This window comes from Caulobacter sp. GW822-FHT07D08 (assembly GCF_058798735.1).
Map to the genome: position 1 here is coordinate 205,900 of NZ_JBXAKU010000002.1, position 14,594 is coordinate 220,493.

At 67.9% G+C, this 14,594-nt stretch carries 17 protein-coding genes; 8 read left to right on the forward strand and 9 right to left on the reverse strand.

Features of this window, described 5'->3' with window-relative positions; all coding sequences use genetic code 11:
- Positions 1-31 precede the first annotated feature (31 nt).
- The 3 genes from AC1RJ9_RS04795 to rplU form a co-directional block, all read right to left on the reverse strand.
- Positions 32-565 (reverse strand): GNAT family N-acetyltransferase, encoded by a 534-nt coding sequence (locus tag AC1RJ9_RS04795; RefSeq protein WP_492836465.1) that lies wholly within the window; start codon positions 563-565, stop codon positions 32-34.
- A gap of 190 nt (positions 566-755) precedes the next feature.
- Positions 756-1,025 (reverse strand): 50S ribosomal protein L27, encoded by a 270-nt coding sequence (gene rpmA, locus AC1RJ9_RS04800; protein WP_096052697.1) that lies wholly within the window; start codon positions 1,023-1,025, stop codon positions 756-758.
- Between the two features lie 31 nt (positions 1,026-1,056).
- The gene (rplU, locus tag AC1RJ9_RS04805) at positions 1,057-1,629 is read right to left on the reverse strand and encodes a 50S ribosomal protein L21 (RefSeq protein ID WP_492102102.1); all 573 of its coding nucleotides are present in this window, start codon (positions 1,627-1,629) and stop codon (positions 1,057-1,059) included.
- A gap of 201 nt (positions 1,630-1,830) precedes the next feature.
- Here rplU and AC1RJ9_RS04810 point away from each other — a divergent pair, with 201 nt between their 5' ends.
- The gene (locus AC1RJ9_RS04810) at positions 1,831-2,460 is read left to right on the forward strand and encodes a hypothetical protein (protein WP_492836468.1); all 630 of its coding nucleotides are present in this window, start codon (positions 1,831-1,833) and stop codon (positions 2,458-2,460) included.
- 40 nt (positions 2,461-2,500) lie between these two features.
- Complete coding sequence (locus tag AC1RJ9_RS04815) at positions 2,501-3,616, forward strand: CobW family GTP-binding protein (RefSeq protein WP_492836470.1); 1,116 nt, start codon at positions 2,501-2,503, stop codon at positions 3,614-3,616.
- A 5-nt stretch (positions 3,617-3,621) separates the two neighbouring features.
- Here AC1RJ9_RS04815 and AC1RJ9_RS04820 read toward each other — a convergent pair whose 3' ends face one another.
- Positions 3,622-4,377 carry a hypothetical protein gene (locus AC1RJ9_RS04820; protein ID WP_492836472.1) on the reverse strand — a complete coding sequence of 252 codons (756 nt, stop codon included), beginning with the start codon at positions 4,375-4,377 and terminating at the stop codon, positions 3,622-3,624.
- A gap of 132 nt (positions 4,378-4,509) precedes the next feature.
- Entirely contained in the window at positions 4,510-4,959 is a 450-nt protein-coding gene (locus AC1RJ9_RS04825) for a biopolymer transporter ExbD (protein ID WP_125156952.1), read from the reverse strand.
- 263 nt (positions 4,960-5,222) lie between these two features.
- Here AC1RJ9_RS04825 and AC1RJ9_RS04830 point away from each other — a divergent pair, with 263 nt between their 5' ends.
- Positions 5,223-6,254, forward strand: coding sequence for a WD40 repeat domain-containing protein (locus AC1RJ9_RS04830; protein WP_492836474.1), 1,032 nt, complete (start codon positions 5,223-5,225; stop codon positions 6,252-6,254).
- Positions 6,255-6,396: 142 nt separating this feature from the next.
- On the opposite strand, the gene AC1RJ9_RS04835 is transcribed toward AC1RJ9_RS04830, so the two are convergent.
- Entirely contained in the window at positions 6,397-7,059 is a 663-nt protein-coding gene (locus tag AC1RJ9_RS04835; protein WP_492836476.1) for a nitroreductase, read from the reverse strand.
- Between the two features lie 121 nt (positions 7,060-7,180).
- On the opposite strand from AC1RJ9_RS04835, the gene mtgA reads away from it, so the two are divergent.
- On the forward strand, positions 7,181-7,858 hold the full coding sequence (gene mtgA / locus AC1RJ9_RS04840; RefSeq protein WP_492836478.1) for a monofunctional biosynthetic peptidoglycan transglycosylase: 678 nt from the start codon (positions 7,181-7,183) through the stop codon (positions 7,856-7,858).
- On the opposite strand, the gene AC1RJ9_RS04845 is transcribed toward mtgA, so the two are convergent.
- Positions 7,855-9,300 carry an FAD-dependent oxidoreductase gene (locus AC1RJ9_RS04845; RefSeq protein WP_492836480.1) on the reverse strand — a complete coding sequence of 482 codons (1,446 nt, stop codon included), beginning with the start codon at positions 9,298-9,300 and terminating at the stop codon, positions 7,855-7,857. The two genes, mtgA and AC1RJ9_RS04845, sit on opposite strands and share 4 nt — an antisense overlap.
- 100 nt (positions 9,301-9,400) lie before the next feature.
- Between AC1RJ9_RS04845 and AC1RJ9_RS04850 the strand changes: the two genes are divergently transcribed.
- Positions 9,401-9,850 carry a MarR family winged helix-turn-helix transcriptional regulator gene (locus tag AC1RJ9_RS04850; RefSeq protein WP_492836482.1) on the forward strand — a complete coding sequence of 150 codons (450 nt, stop codon included), beginning with the start codon at positions 9,401-9,403 and terminating at the stop codon, positions 9,848-9,850.
- Positions 9,851-9,873: 23 nt separating this feature from the next.
- On the opposite strand, the gene AC1RJ9_RS04855 is transcribed toward AC1RJ9_RS04850, so the two are convergent.
- On the reverse strand, positions 9,874-10,656 hold the full coding sequence (locus AC1RJ9_RS04855) for a TOBE domain-containing protein (RefSeq protein WP_492836483.1): 783 nt from the start codon (positions 10,654-10,656) through the stop codon (positions 9,874-9,876).
- A 71-nt stretch (positions 10,657-10,727) separates the two neighbouring features.
- On the opposite strand from AC1RJ9_RS04855, the gene modA reads away from it, so the two are divergent.
- Together modA and modB are read left to right on the forward strand one after the other, a co-directional pair.
- Complete coding sequence (modA, locus tag AC1RJ9_RS04860) at positions 10,728-11,477, forward strand: molybdate ABC transporter substrate-binding protein (protein ID WP_492836484.1); 750 nt, start codon at positions 10,728-10,730, stop codon at positions 11,475-11,477.
- Between the two features lie 2 nt (positions 11,478-11,479).
- Entirely contained in the window at positions 11,480-12,154 is a 675-nt protein-coding gene (gene modB / locus AC1RJ9_RS04865) for a molybdate ABC transporter permease subunit (RefSeq protein WP_492836486.1), read from the forward strand.
- Positions 12,155-12,211: 57 nt separating this feature from the next.
- On the opposite strand, the gene AC1RJ9_RS04870 is transcribed toward modB, so the two are convergent.
- Positions 12,212-12,853, reverse strand: coding sequence for a TetR/AcrR family transcriptional regulator (locus tag AC1RJ9_RS04870; protein WP_492836488.1), 642 nt, complete (start codon positions 12,851-12,853; stop codon positions 12,212-12,214).
- Positions 12,854-13,279: 426 nt separating this feature from the next.
- On the opposite strand from AC1RJ9_RS04870, the gene AC1RJ9_RS04875 reads away from it, so the two are divergent.
- A complete protein-coding gene (locus AC1RJ9_RS04875) occupies positions 13,280-14,458 on the forward strand; it encodes an efflux RND transporter periplasmic adaptor subunit (RefSeq protein ID WP_492836490.1) in 1,179 nt (392 codons plus the stop codon).
- Positions 14,459-14,594: the final 136 nt, after the last annotated feature.

Below are 14,594 nucleotides of genomic sequence, written 5' to 3' on the forward strand. Positions count from 1 at the left end.
TCCCCACAGGGGGAGCAGATTCTCTGGATCCCTAGGCCAGCCACACCATCATCCGCGTCGCCGCCGGTTCGCCGCGCGCGATCGAGGGCTTGTGCTCGACGACGCCGGTGTACAGGAAGCCGGCCTTGACCAGCACGCGGCCCGAGGCGTCGTTGTCGGCGAAGTGGCCGGCCACGACATAGCGCTTCCTCCAGGCCGAGCGCGCCCAGTCCAGCGCGCCGCGCGTGGCCTCGGTGGCGTAGCCGCGACCCCAGTAGGGGCGGCCGATCCAGTAGCCCAGCTCGACCCGATCCTCTGGCGTGGTGAACAGGCCGATGACGCCGATCAGGCCCTCGTCGGCCAGTTCAATGGCGAAGGTGTTGTCGCGAGACCGATCCTGGGTTCCGCAGCGGGCCACGAAATCCTCGGCGTGGCCGCGGGTATAGGGCGCGGGCATGCGGGTGGTCATGCGCGCGACGTCATGATCGACGCAGAAGGCCGCCACGCGCTCGACGTCGGCCTTGGCCGGCGCGCGCAGCGTCAGCCGCTGGGTCTCGATGACGGGTCTTTCTTCGATGACGCACATCGGCGCCTCCCAGAGTTTCCGGCCCTCTTTGATCCGGGACCGTGACGCCGCCATGGCGAAGCTTTCGATTTCATGGCGGCGAGACAAAACAAAAGCGGGGAGCCCGGCGTTCCGGACTCCCCGCTAGAGATCGTCTGTCCGGATCGTCTTCTGTCTGAGAAGCACGATCCGAAGAAACTCTGGTTCGTGCTTACTCGGCCGGTTGCGCGGCCGGGGTCACCGTCACGTACGTACGGTTATGCTTCTTGGTCACGAAGCCCACGGCGCCTTGCACGAGGGCAAAGAGGGTGTGGTCCTTGCCGATGCCGACATTCGTGCCCGGATAGAACTTCGTGCCGCGTTGACGCACGAGGATGTTGCCGGCGAGAACCTTCTCGCCGCCGAACTTCTTCACGCCAAGGCGCTTCGACTCTGAGTCGCGACCGTTGCTGGACGAGCCGCCTGATTTCTTGTGAGCCATCTTGCTCTCCTACCTTTAGAAGGCGTCGCCCTTAGGCTTCGCCTTCCTCCGTGGTGGCGGCGGCCTTCTTAGGGGCGGCCTTCTTTTTCGGGGCGGCTTCGGCGGCCGGCTCGGCGGCGACGTCAACAGCCTTCGGAGCCTTGGCGGCCTTCTTCGGAGCAGCCGGAGCCGCTTCGGTCGAGCCGGTCGGGATCGTCGCCGGAACGGCGGCGTCGCCGAGGCCGCGGGCGCGGGCGTTCAGGATGACCTTCGGGGTCAGGTCGATAGCGCCTTCCCACTTGGCTTCCAGGCCAGCGCCGACGACCGACGTGACGCGCACGACGGATTCGAACTGGCGGTGACCGCGGGTGCGGCGATAGCCCTGGCGACGGATCTTCTTGAAGATCTTCACCTTCTCGCCCTTGCGGGTTTCGAGCAGGGTGCCGGAGACGACAGCGCCGTCCACGGTAGGGGCGCCGACCGTCACGGCCTCGCCTTCGCCAAGCATCAGGACTTCACCGAAGGCCACGGCAGCGCCGGGTTCACCTTCGAGCTTTTCGACAACCAGCAGGTCGCCGGCTTGAACCCGGTACTGCTTGCCGCCGGTTTTGATCACCGCGTACATAGGTTAGCGCCTTAAAAACGTGCGTTCGCAAAATAGGGAACGCCCGCTCGGAAACCCGGCGGGCGAAGAGGGCGCGACTTATACAGCCAGAAGGGCGGGAGTCAACGCCGTTGGGCCGGAATCCGACGACACGGCGCTTAAGTGCGATTAGGCGGACACGCCCCCTGGGACGTTACTTTATAACGCGCTATATGCCGTGACGTGAACTCGACCTTTTTCACCTCCATCGCCGTGACCGGTTTCGCCGTGGCCTTCCTGCATGCGGCTCTGCCGACGCACTGGCTGCCGTTCGTGCTGGTCGGCCGCGCCCAGAAATGGTCCACGAGCCGAACCCTGGGCGTGACCCTGCTGGCGGGCCTCGGCCACGTGGGCCTGACGATCGCCCTCGGCCTGGGCCTGGTGGTCGCCGGCCTGGCGCTGGAGCCCAAGCTGGGCGGCTTTTTCCATTGGATCGTCGGCGGCCTGATGGTCGCCGTGGGCCTCTTCTATATAGCGCGCGGGCGTCACAACCACGCGCTGCCGGAAGCGGGCAGACGCGTCTACGCCTCCGACCGCGCCGCGATCATCGCCCTGGTCACCCTGCTGACCCTGTCGCCCTGCGAGGCTTTCCTGCCTTATTACCTGGCCGGGATGCAGCACGGCTGGCAGGCCTTCCTGGTGCTGAGCGCGGTGCTGCTGGCCGCCACCTCGGCCGGCATGCTGATCTTCACCAGCCTGTCCCTGGCCGGCTTCAAGCGCCTGGGCCTGCAATGGGTCGAGCGCTACGAGGAGACCATCCTGGGCGTGGCCCTGGTCCTGGTCGGCCTCGCCGTTGCGTTCTTCAAGACGTAAGCGGCTTTCGCTCCGCGTCCCGGCCTCCTAAATAGCGGCCATGACCCAGACCGCTCCCGCTCCCGGCAAGATCCCCGTCACCGTGCTGACCGGCTATCTCGGCGCCGGCAAGACCACCCTGCTCAACCGCATCCTCACCGAGGAGCACGGCAAGCGCTACGCCGTGATTGTCAACGAGTTCGGCGAGGTCGGCATCGACAACGACCTGGTGGTCGGGGCCGACGAGGAAGTGTTCGAGATGAACAACGGCTGCGTCTGCTGCACGGTGCGCGGCGACCTGATCCGCGTCCTCCAGGGCCTGATGAAGAGGAAGGGCGGCTTCGACGCCATCATCGTCGAGACGACCGGCCTGGCCGATCCGGGCCCGGTGGCCCAGACCTTCTTCGTCGACGACGACGTCAAGGCGCGCACGGCCCTCGATTCGGTCACCGCCGTGGTCGACGCCAAGCACATCATGCTGCGCCTCTCCGACAGCAAGGAGGCCGTCGAGCAGATCGCCTTCGCCGACCAGATCGTGCTGAACAAGACCGACCTGGTGTCGGAGGACGATCTGCGCCACGTCGAGGCCCGTATCCGCCGCATCAACCCGCTGGCCCCGATCCACCGCGCCCAGCGCTCGAACGTCCCGCTGGACGCCATCCTGGGCAAGCACAGCTTCGACCTGGAGCGGATCACCGAGCTGGAGCCGTCGTTCCTGAACCCGGCCCACGGCGAGGCCGGTCACGTCCACGACGAGCACTGCGGCCATGATCACCACCATCATGACCACGGGCACGACCACGGGCACGTCCATGACGAACACTGCGGTCATGATCACCACCACGGCCATGACCACGGCCACGCCAGCGCCATCCACGACGATGGCGTCAAGGGGATCTCCCTGACCCTGGACAAGCCCGTCGACGGCCAGAAGATCACCGCCTGGCTGAACGACCTGCTGGCCAAGCGCGGCCCCGACATCCTGCGCGCCAAGGGCATCATCGACGTGAAGGGCGAGAACAAGCGTCTCGTGTTCCAGGCCGTCCACATGATCCTGGAAGGCGACTTCCAGCGCGAATGGACCGACAAGGACAAGCGCTACAGCCGCATGGTGTTCATCGGCCGCGACCTGGACGAGGCCGAGCTGCGCAAGGGCTTCGAGGCGACGGCGGCCTAGACTTTCTAGGCGGCCAGGCCGCCCAGGATTTGGGCCAAGAGCCGGCTCGACAGGGTCTGCGTCATCGGCGAGGCGGCGAAGTCCGCCGCCGCCTTGTCGCGCAGGCCGCCGATCTCGCGCGTCAGATACTTGATCGTCCCGGCCGGGCCCGACTCGCGCTCGGCCTGGTCGGCGGCGAACTGATCAAGGAGCTTCTGCCTGTCCTCGTCCGTGCGGGCCAGGGGCGCCGCCACGGTCTCGCCATCGGGGCCGGAGCGGATCTGGCTCCATTGCGCGGGCTCGACATCGACCCGCAGCGCGCTCGCCGGCAGCCTCTGCGGCAGCGCCGCGACCATCTCGTCCCGCGAGTGCAAACCGTCGCCGTCGGCGTCGCGCGCCAGGAACACCGGGCCGGACAGGAAGCCGTTGTCCAGGGTGTCGGCCCGGCGCAGGGCCTTCTCGGCCTCCATCTCGTCGTCGGACAGCTTGCCGTCGCCATCGATATCGGCGCGGGCGAAGAGGCTCGCCACCGCCTCAGAGGCGGAGCCGCCCGGCAGATTGCCGCCCGCCGAAGGGGCGGCGGCTATTTCCGCCCGGCCGATCTTGCCGTCCTGGTCGGCGTCCAGGCCCCGCATCATCGTGGCGAACGCATCGCCGGATCGACCCGAGTCCGCCGCCTTGAGCTCGTCGAAGCTCAAGGTCTGGTCGGTATCGGTGTCCAGCTTGTCGAAAAGCTTCTGATACAGCTGCTGAGTGAGCGCGCCGCCGCCGATCGTCGTCATCCGTCTGGGCTCCGCCGTTAAGGGACGGCGAAAGGACAAGCAAGGATCGCGCCAAGGTAGAGCTTGGAGCAAACAAAAAGCCCCGGAGCTCGCGCTCCGGGGCCTTCGTGTTCTTGGCTGTCGCCGAAGAGCCTAGTGAAGGTCTTCGTTGATCAGGCCGACCTTGAACCAGCCCGAGGTCTGGAGTTGGTTCAGCACGCCCATGAAGTCGGCGTACAGCACGTCGGCGTCGGCGCGGATCATGACGCGCTGCTCGTCCTTCGGGCCGGTTTGGCCGGTCGCGGCGAACTTGGCGTTCAGATCGGCTTCCAGGCCGTCGAGGCTGGTTTGCTTCTCGGCGATGAAGATCGCGCCCGACTTCTGGATCGAGATGAAGACCGGTTCCTTCGGCTTCGGAGCGTTCGGGGGCGGCGGAACCGCCGGGGGCAGGTCGATCTTGATGGAGGTCACGGCCATCGGCACGGCGACCATGAAGATGATCAGCAGAACCAGAAGGATGTCCACAAAGGGCGTGACATTGATTTCGGAATTCTGGCCCAGCGAATAACGGCCACCGCCGCCGCCAGCAAGTTTAGCCGCCATAGCCTGACTGTCTCCCAGAAGGCCGCGCCGACACGGGCGCGCCTGAAATGTCGTTACCTCGCCACGTCTGGCGTAGACGGGCGCGGAAGTAAAGCCCGACGACGCATCGCAATAGCAACCCCCTTTTCGACTCTTTTTGACCGAACGCCGTTCGAACGTGCAGCTTCGCGGGCGCCGCTTCGCCCGAGGCGCGAAATGCGCCGCAACGGCGGGCTTTCTGAAAGAGTCTGGTCGTCGAGGGGCCGGCGCCTTATCTGGCGCGCATGATCTTTTCTTTTGACGCCTTTGTCACCGAAGCCCTGTTCGACCGCTCGGGCCGCGCCATGTTCGCCCTGGGCGACGGCACTGTCCGCCTCCAGACCGAGGGGGGATTCGTCACGGTCGAGGCCCATGGCGGCGCGACGGGCGGAGCGGTTCTGGCCGCGGCCGTCCATCCCAGCGGCGCCGGCGTCGTCACCGGCGGCGACGACGGCAAGGTGGTCTGGAGCCGAATCGAGGGGGGCGAGGTGGTCGCCACCTTGATCGCCGAGGTGAAGAACCGGTGGATCGAGCATGTGGCGACCAGCGCCGCCTCGGGTCTGATCGCCTTCACGGCCGGCAAGGAGGTCCACGTCCGCGACGCCGCCGACCCGGCCTTCGCCCGGACGTTCCAGCACGAGAAGACGGTGTCGGGCCTGGCCTTCGAGCCCAAGGGCCGCCGCCTGGCCAGCGCCACCTATGGCGGGGCCCAGCTGTGGTACGCCCGTATCGCCGACCAGAAGCCGACCGTGTTGAAGTGGGCCGGCAGCCATATCGCCGTGGCCTTCAGCCCGGACGGCAAGTTCCTGATCTCGTCGATGCAGGAAAACCAGCTGCATGGCTGGCGCCTGTCGGACGGCAAGGACATGCGGATGGGCGGCTACCCGTCCAAGATCAAGAGCGTGGCCTTCTTCGACAAGGGTAACCTGCTGGCCACGGCCGGCGCCTCGGGCGCGGTCATCTGGCCGTTCGCCGGCGCCAACGGCCCCATGGGCAAGGAGGCCGCCGAGATCGGCTTCTCCCGTGATTCGATGGTCGTCCGGGTGGCGGGGATCGACGCCCAGCCGGTCTGCCTGGCCGCCCAGGACAACGGCAAGATCTGGGCCGCCCACATGCGCAACGGCCGCATCGAGACCCTGAAGGCCGAGAAGGGCGCTTCGATCAGCGCCCTCTCGACCAGCCCCGACGGCAAGTTCTTCGCCTGGGGCGACGAGAGCGGCGAGGCCGGCGTGCTGGAGATCCCGGACCTGAGCGGCCCGCGCCAGTTCGCGGGATGATTTTCAGCCCGCTCTTCCCGGCGAAAGCCGGGATCCAGATGAAAAAGCGCTGAGGTGGCGCCATTGGCGCGGCGCTATTCCAACCAACCCCAGCGCTTTGGGATCTGGGCCCCGGCTTTCGCCGGGGAGAGCGGAAGAAGAGCTAGAACCCCTTCAGCTCCGCCCACTCCTCGAACGGCGCGCGCCGCGAGCGGAAGGTGTTCACCGGCGCGGCTTCGTCGCGATAGCCCAGGGCCATGCCGGAGAACAGCATATGGCCTTCCGGCAGGCCGACATGGTCGTCGACGATCCTGTTGTAGTGCGACCAGAACTCCTGCGGGCAGGTGTCCAGGCCCCGTTCGACCGCCAGCAGCATGAAGGTCTGCATCAGCATGCCGACGTCGCTCCACTGCGGCGGGCCACAGCGGCGGTCGATCGAGAAGAACAGCTGCACGGGCGCGCCGAAGCCCTGGCCGTTGGTCGAGAACCATTGCAGGCGCTGCAGCTTGTCCTCGCGCGGGATGCCCAGAGCGCCGTACATGTCCTCGCCGACCTGGAAGCGGCGCGTCCGCAGCGGCTCCCACAGATTGGCCGGATAGACGTCGTATTCCGTCGGGTCGGGCGCTGCCACGCGGGCCAGCATGGTCGCCTTCAGCTTTTGCAGCGGCTCGCCCGCGATGGCCTGCACCCGCCAGGGCTGAAGGTTGCCGCCGGACGGCGCGCGGGCGGCGGCTTCCAGCAGCTCGCGGACCAGGGCCCCGTCGACCGGATCGGGCTTGAAGGCGCGCACCGACATGCGGCGGTTGACGGCGTCGATCACGTCCATCGAAGGCTCCCTTAACCCGTGAGCATTTATGCCGCGCGACAGCGGCGATGCGTCTGGTTAGCATCCGTCCGCAAGGTCAAGACAAGTAGACTTCTCGGTTACGCTTCTTGGGGGGACGTTCGTGCGGCGGCTTCTGCGGAATATCGCGCTGGCTCTGTTCATCGTGCTGGTGGCCGGGCCGGTGGTGACGGTGATTCTCTATCGCTTCATCCCGCCGCCGGTGACGCCGCTGATGGTCATCCGCGCCGTCGAGGGACGGGGACTGGATCACCGCTGGAGGCCGATCGACAAGGTCGCGCCGGCGCTGCCGCGCGCCCTGATCGCCGCCGAGGACGCGAGGTTCTGCGAGCACCACGGCTTCGACTTCAACGCCCTGCAGAAGGCCTATGCCAATAACGAGGCGGGCAAGAAGATCCGGGGCGGCTCGACCATCAGCCAGCAGACGGCCAAGAACGTCTTCCTGTGGCCGGGGCGTTCCTATGTCCGGAAGGGGCTGGAGGCCTGGTTCACGGTGCTGATCGAGCTGCTGTGGGGCAAGGAGCGGATCATGGAGGTCTATCTGAACTCCATCGAGTTCGGCTCGGGCATCTATGGCGCCCAGGCCGCCTCGCAGCGCTATTTCGGCGTCGACGCGGACAAGCTGACCCAGGCCCAGGCCTCGCGGCTGGCGGCCATCCTGCCCAGCCCGCTGAAGTGGCGGGTGATCAAGCCGGGCAAGTACGTGGCCAAGCGGACCCAGAAGATCGGCAAGGCCTCGGGCGCGGTGCGCCGCGACGGCCTGGCCGATTGCTTGGGCTAGACGCCGACCTGGGGGAGATAGGCCTCGACCGCCGCCTCGTCCCCCGCCTGGCCGATCGTGGCGACGTAGCCGTCTGGGCGCACCAGCACGAAGCCGTCAGGCGGCAGGCCGTAGGCGTCGGCGAACCAGCCATCGGTGTCCGTCAGGTCCGCGACGACGAGGCCGGGGCGCGGCGCGATCGCGCTCTTGCCCAGGAGCGTCCAGTGCGGCCCCGCAAGCACCTCGAACACGCGCCGACCCTGGCAGGGCGCGTCCGGTGCGCGATCGCCCGGCGCGACCTTGGCCTCGACGCCCAGGTCCAGCGACAGCGTCGAGCCTTCGTAGCCGAGGTCAAGCTGCCGGGCCTCACGGCCGCGCCTCATGCCCTGGCGCGTCAGGGCCTTGGCCAGGAGATCGGTGGAGAGGCCCAGCACGTCGGCGGCGATCGGGCGGCGCTCGGCCTCGTAGCTATCAATCAAACCTTCCGGCGCGCCGTCCAGCACGGCGGCCAGCTTCCAGCCCAGGTTATAGGCGTCCTGGATGCTGGTGTTCAGGCCCTGACCGCCAGTCGGGGGATGGATGTGGGCCGCGTCGCCGGCCAGCAGCACGCGCCCGACGCGGTAGCGATCGGCTAGGCGGGCGTTGAGGCCGTAGACCGAGGCCCAAAACATGTCATGGACCACGATGTCGTCGCGGCCCGTCCGTTCGCGGATCAAGGTGTTCAGGCCCTCGACCGTCAGACCCGCCTCGCCGGTAGCCGGCGCGTGGCCCTGGATCTGGAAGAGGTCGGTCCCCGCCAGCGGACAGAACGAGACCTGGCCCGTGTGGCGGTCGCCAAACACGTGCCAGGCTTCGCGCGACAGGCCTGTCAGCCGGGTGTCGGCGACCATGGCCAGGCCCGGCAGGGTCTTGCCTGGGAAGTCGATGGCCAGCGCGTGGCGCACGAAGCTGCGGCCGCCGTCGGCGCCGACCAGCCAGCGGGCGCGGATTGTCCGGCCATCCGCCAGGGTCGCGGTGACGCCCTCGGCGTCCTGGTCGATTCCGGCCAGCTCGGCGGCGTATTCCGGCGAGTGGCCCAGTTCGGCGAGGCGCTGGCGCAGGATGGTCTCGGTCAGGAACTGCGGCAGCATCAGCGGCGTGGCGTGGGGCTCGGCCGGGGAGGGGCTCGCGCCTTCGGCGATGACGGTCTCCTCGAAGCCGCCGTCCGGAGCGTAGTTCCGCACCGGCGGATAGGGGCCGCCCGTGGCCAGCATGGGCGCCAGGACGCCGAGATCCTCGAACACCTCCAGGCTGCGGGGTTGGATACCCTTGCCGCGGGAGCCCTGGAACGGGCGCTCGGCCTTGTCGATCAGGCGGAAGGCGACGCCCCGGCGGGCCAGGTCGATGGCCAGGGTCAGGCCGGCCGGACCCGCGCCGGCGATCAGGACGTCCGTGTTTTCGGGAGCGGATTGGGCGAAGGTCATCGCATCTCCTATCTGGTGCATTATGCACATATATCGCGTGCAAAAGGCACATAAATCCGAGACTGGACGGGGTCAATTAAAAACGTGCAAAATGCACGTTATGAATCCCGAGCTTCGCGACATTCACCTGGCGATGATGGACCTCGCGGGTTTCCTCAATCGTCCTCAAGCCGATGATCTGCTGCTGCGCGAGGCCGGCGTGTCGCTGGACCGGGCGCTTTTCCCCTTGCTCGGGCGCATTGGTCGAAAAGGGCCGATCGGCGTGGTCGAGCTGGCGGACCTCGCCGGCCGTGACCACTCGGTGGTCAGTCGTCAGGTCGCCAAGCTGGAGAGCCTGGGCCTGGTCGAGCGCCGCCCCGGCGCCACCGACAAGCGCGTGCGCGAGGCGGTGGTCACGGAGAAGGGCGCGGAAGTGGTCGACAGGCTGGACGCGGCGCGCCAGCGGCTGGTCGGGCCGATGATGGCGGCGTGGAGCGACCAGGAGCTCAAGGACCTGGCGCGGCTGCTGCGCAAGTTCGTCGACGGGGCGAACGAGGCGCTGAAGGGCTAGCGGGCCCGCGAGGTTTCGGCCCCTCAGTCGACCGCCAGGATCACATCCGCCGCCGCGATCCGCGCCTCGACCTTGGCGCCGACCGCCAACCCCCAGGCCGCATCCTCCGGCTTCAAGGTGGCCGTCAGGCTCTTCCCGGCCGTCAGGGCGATCGTCACCTCGGCCGAGGCGTCGCCGGCCTCGCGGTCGACGATCTCGCCGGGCAGGCGGTTGTCGCCGTCGTCCCCGGGAGGATCGGCTCCGATCCGCACGAAGCTGGACTTGATCAGGGCGATCACCGCCTGGCGGGGTGCGAGGCCCAGGTCCTCGACGCTGCGTTGGGTGATCGAGGCGCGCAGGACGAGGCCTTCGCCCAGCGCCAGGGTCACGGTCGCCGTGACGCCGTCGCCCTCGACCGCCATCACCTCGCCGCGCAAGGCGTTGCGGGCGCTGGTGCGCAGACCCAGGCTCCACAGCGGTTCGGCGTCGCCGGACAGATCCGCCTCCAGCCGCGCGAAGGCCGCGCTCACCTCGCGCTCGGCGGCGCGGAAGGCGCGGATCACCGCTTGCCCTCGCGGCGTGACCTCGGCCGTCCCGCCGCTCTTGCCGCCGGGCGCGGCGCTGACCAGGGGGGCGTCGAAGAGGTTGTTCAGCGCCTGGATCCCGTCCCAGGCGCCCTTGTAGGAGAGCCCGACCTGCCTGGCGGCGGCGCTGATCGAACCCAGGCCGGCGACGGCCTCCAGCAGGGCGATGCGGTCCAGCCCCACGCGGGCCAGGCCGCCACGCCTCAAGATCAGGGAGGCGCTGAAATCGTCTTCGCGGGCCACTGTTTCACCGTTATGTACAGGAGCTACATAACCGCAGCCCGAAAACACCGTTGAGAGGCTAGGATTACCAGATGATCGCCCGCCGTCCGATGCTGATCGCCGCGCTTCTGTCCGTGGTCCTGGGCGGGACCGCCTTCGCCGGCGAGACCAAAGTGGCCGTGGCGGCCAACTTCACCGAGGCGGCCAAGGAGATCGCCGCGAAGTTCAAGGCCAGAACCGGCCATGACGCGAGCCTGAGCTTCGGCGCGTCTGGCCAGTTCTACACCCAGATCGCCAACGGCGCGCCTTACGAGGTGTTCCTGTCGGCCGACGCCGAGCGGCCTCGGAAGGCCGAGACCGAGGGCCTTGCGGTTCCGGGATCGCGCTTCACCTACGCCACCGGCCGTCTGGTGCTGTTCAGCAAGACCCCGGGCCTGGTGGACGGTAGAGGCGCGATGCTCGCCAGGAGCAAGTTCGAGAAGCTGTCGATCGCCGATCCCAAGACCGCGCCCTACGGCCAGGCGGCGGTCGAGACCCTGACCAGGTTGAAACTCTACGACGCGCTGAAGCCGAAGATCGTGCAGGGCGCGTCGATCACCCAGGCCTTCCAATACGTCCAGACGGGCGCGGCCGAGCTGGGCTTCGTGGCCCTGTCGCAGGTGATCGCCGAGCCGGGCGGCTCGCGCTGGATCGTGCCGGCGTCGCACCACACGCCGATCGACCAGCAGGCCGTGCTGCTGAAGACCGGCGCGGACAGCGAGGCCGCCAAGGCCTTCCTGAAGTTCCTGAAGAGCGGCGAGGCCAAGGCGATCATCAAGCGCTACGGCTACGAGGTCCGCTAGGGATGACGGAGGTCCTGTGGCTGACGGGCAAGCTGGCGGGGATCACCACGATCCTGCTGCTGGCTCTGGCCACGCCCCTGTCCTGGTGGCTGGCGCGCGGCCGCTCGGCCCTGCGCGCGCCCGTGACGGCGCTGGTCGCCCTGCCGATCGTGCTGCCGCCGACCGTGCTGGGTTTCTATCTGCTGATCGCCCTGGGGCCGAAAAGCCCGTTGATGGCCCTGTTCCAGCCGTTCGGGATCCGCACCCTGGCCTTCACCTTCGAGGGACTGGTGATCGGCTCGCTGATCTATTCGCTGCCGTTCGCGGTGCAGCCGCTGCGCAATGCGTTCCTGGCGATCGGCGACGAGCCGATGGAGGCCGCCGCCACCCTGGGCGCCTCGCCGTGGCAGCGCTTCTGGCGGGTGGCCCTGCCGCTGTCGATCCCGGGCTATGTCGCCGCCGCCATCCTGGTCTTCGCCCACACGGTGGGGGAGTTCGGGGTGGTGATGATGCTGGGCGGCAATATCCCGGGCGAGACCAGCGTGCTCTCGACCGAGATCTATCGCCTGGTCGAGGGCATGGAGTGGGGGAGGGCGCACCAGCTGTCGCTGATGCTGCTGGCCTTCGCCTTCCTGGTGCTGTTCACCCTGCTGGGGCTGGAAGCGCGCTCGAAGATCCTGCTGCGCACCCGGTCATAGACGGCGCGCGGCTTCGCCGCCGCGCTCCAGCCGACCGAAATCGGACGCGCCTTGCGCTCAGCGGCCGTCGAGGTGGAACTTGATCAGCGCCTTGGCCGAGCGCGCCACGGCCTTAACCGGACCGCCGGCGCCGAGCGTTACGCGAGCCCCCGAGGCGCCTTCCATCAGCAGCATCAGAGAGTCCGCGAGGTCGTCGTCCTTGGCTCCCGCGGCCCGGGTCAGGGCGTTGATCCGGCGGTACAGCTCTTTCTTGTAGTTGACCGAGACCACCTGGGCCGGGTGGTTCTCCTCGTGCAGCTCGATGGCGGCGTTCGACAGCGGGCAGCCATGGATGTCGGCGTTGCAGGCCTTGGTCTCGAAGGCGTCGAAGATCGCTTCCAGTTGGGCGCGCGGGTCGGTGCAGCAGCACGACGTCACCTCTTCCCACCAGGCCCAGTAGTCGCGCTCCTGCTCGCGCAGCACCTCGGCGACCAGCTCGTCCTTGGACGGGAAGTTGCGATAGAGCGTCATCTTGGTCGCATCGGCCTCGGACGCGATGGTCTCGACGCCGACCGCGCGGATGCCGTGCTGATAGAACAGCTCGCGGGCGGTCTCGAAGATCCGGTCCCGCGCGGGGCGCTTGGATACGGCCACGCTAGGGGTCGCCCCTGCCGTTTCCGTGTCGCCCCCGACAACGTCCCCAGAATTTCTCGTCGCCATTTTGGCAGTGCTCTCCTTGACGTGCGAGTTACCGGTCAGTATCTCTCGGCTTGTCGATGATACCGAACGGTCTCGTCACATCCTAAATCGTCCTTCCGGTCGCCCGGGTCAAGTAACAGCCCCTGCGACATTTCCTCCCTTAAACCCCAAAAAAGGAGCGCGCGCCAATGCCCTCGCAAACAAACGTTTACGACGCCGCGCCCCAGGCCAAGCCAGCCAAGGGTTTGCTGGGTTTGTTAAAAGCTCAGGCGCGTCCCAGCCGGCAGTGGATTGGACAATCCACGGTGCGCGCTCTGGGCGACACCTGGTCCTCGAGCACCCGACGCTCCGCACGGCGGCCCGTCTTCGAGTGACGAGAGTCTGGGAATGACAACAAGAACCCCTCCTTCCGCCTCCCCGCTTCACCTCCCGACAGGGTCCTCCCCCATGCGTATTCAACCCGTCATCACGTCCTTCGCCGGCCTGGCCGCCGTGGCCGTGCTGGCCGCTTGCTCGGCCCAGGCCAAGCAGGAGGCCGCCGCCCCGCCGCCCGTTCAGGTCACCGTCGCCGACGTCGCCTTCAAGTCGCTCCGCCAGTGGGACGACTTCACCGGCCGCCTCGAGCCGATCGACACCGTCGAGATCCGTCCGCGCGTCAGCGGTTATGTCGACGGCGCGCAGTTCGCCGAGGGCGCTCGCGTCCGTAAGGGCCAGGTGCTCTTCCAGATCGACCCGCGCCCCTACAAGGCCGAGGCCGACCGCGCCGCCGCCGAGGTGTCGCGCGCCAAGGCCCAGCTGGACCTGGCCAGCATCAACCGCGAACGCGGCCGTCGCCTGATCGATCAGAACGCCCTGGCCCAGAGCGAATTCGACCGCCTCGCCTCGGAAGAGCGCGCGGCCCAGGCCAATGTCTCGGCGGCCCAGGCGGCCTACCAGACCGCCCGCCTGAACCTGGAATGGACCAAGGTGACCTCGCCGATCGACGGCCGGATCTCCAAGACCATCATCACCCGCGGCAACCTGGTCACCCAGTCCTCGCTGATGACGACCGTGGTGTCCGACACCCCGATCTACGCCGAGTTCAACGCCGACGAGCAGACCTTCCTGAAGTACGCCTCGGCCGAACGCGGCAAGGGCAGCCCGGTCTATATGGGCCTGATCACCGAGGACGGTTATCCGCACGAGGGCAAGCTGTCGTTCATCGACAACGCCCTGGACGCCAAGAGCGGCACCATCAACGGCCGGGCGATCTTCGCCAATGCCGACGGCCGCTTCACGCCGGGCCTGTTCGCCCGCATTCGCCTGGTCAGCGCCGAGAGCCAGGTCGTGGCCCTGGCCCCCGATCGCGCCATCGCGACCGACCTGGGCAAGCGCTTCGTCGTGGTCGTGAACGGAAACAACAAGGCCGAGTACCGCCCGGTCGAGGTTGGTCCGCTGGCCGGCAACCTGCGCATCATCCGCTCGGGTCTGAAGCCCGGCGACCGGGTGGTCGTCGGCGGCCTGCAGAAGGTCAAGCCGGGCGACACCGTCGCGCCGGTCAAGGTCAAGACCGACCTGGCCGACCTCAGCCAACTGGAAGTCGGCGGCCGCCAGATCGCGGTCAGTCGCTCCGCCGGCCAGAACTAGGTTCGAACCTGAAGCGTAACGCCCGGCTCGCGTGACGAGTCGGGCGTCTTTTTCCAGGGTTTTCTCGGTTCCTGTCGCTCGCCGGATGGCGGGGAGGGGCCCTGCATGCCCGACGCTTACCCCATCGGCTCCTCCC

Bases quoted from the DNA above. Each gene is read 5' to 3' on its own strand.
- AC1RJ9_RS04795 (WP_492836465.1), bottom strand. From the start codon at position 565: ATGTGCGTCATCGAAGAAAGACCCGTCATCGAGACCCAGCGGCTGACG.
- rpmA (WP_096052697.1), bottom strand. From the start codon at position 1,025: ATGGCTCACAAGAAATCAGGCGGCTCGTCCAGCAACGGTCGCGACTCA.
- rplU (WP_492102102.1), bottom strand. From the start codon at position 1,629: ATGTACGCGGTGATCAAAACCGGCGGCAAGCAGTACCGGGTTCAAGCC.
- AC1RJ9_RS04815 (WP_492836470.1), top strand. From the start codon at position 2,501: ATGACCCAGACCGCTCCCGCTCCCGGCAAGATCCCCGTCACCGTGCTG.
- AC1RJ9_RS04820 (WP_492836472.1), bottom strand. From the start codon at position 4,377: ATGACGACGATCGGCGGCGGCGCGCTCACTCAGCAGCTGTATCAGAAG.
- AC1RJ9_RS04825 (WP_125156952.1), bottom strand. From the start codon at position 4,959: ATGGCGGCTAAACTTGCTGGCGGCGGCGGTGGCCGTTATTCGCTGGGC.
- AC1RJ9_RS04830 (WP_492836474.1), top strand. From the start codon at position 5,223: ATGATCTTTTCTTTTGACGCCTTTGTCACCGAAGCCCTGTTCGACCGC.
- AC1RJ9_RS04835 (WP_492836476.1), bottom strand. From the start codon at position 7,059: ATGGACGTGATCGACGCCGTCAACCGCCGCATGTCGGTGCGCGCCTTC.
- AC1RJ9_RS04845 (WP_492836480.1), bottom strand. From the start codon at position 9,300: ATGACCTTCGCCCAATCCGCTCCCGAAAACACGGACGTCCTGATCGCC.
- AC1RJ9_RS04850 (WP_492836482.1), top strand. From the start codon at position 9,401: ATGAATCCCGAGCTTCGCGACATTCACCTGGCGATGATGGACCTCGCG.
- modA (WP_492836484.1), top strand. From the start codon at position 10,728: ATGATCGCCCGCCGTCCGATGCTGATCGCCGCGCTTCTGTCCGTGGTC.
- modB (WP_492836486.1), top strand. From the start codon at position 11,480: ATGACGGAGGTCCTGTGGCTGACGGGCAAGCTGGCGGGGATCACCACG.
- AC1RJ9_RS04870 (WP_492836488.1), bottom strand. From the start codon at position 12,853: ATGGCGACGAGAAATTCTGGGGACGTTGTCGGGGGCGACACGGAAACG.
- AC1RJ9_RS04875 (WP_492836490.1), top strand. From the start codon at position 13,280: ATGCGTATTCAACCCGTCATCACGTCCTTCGCCGGCCTGGCCGCCGTG.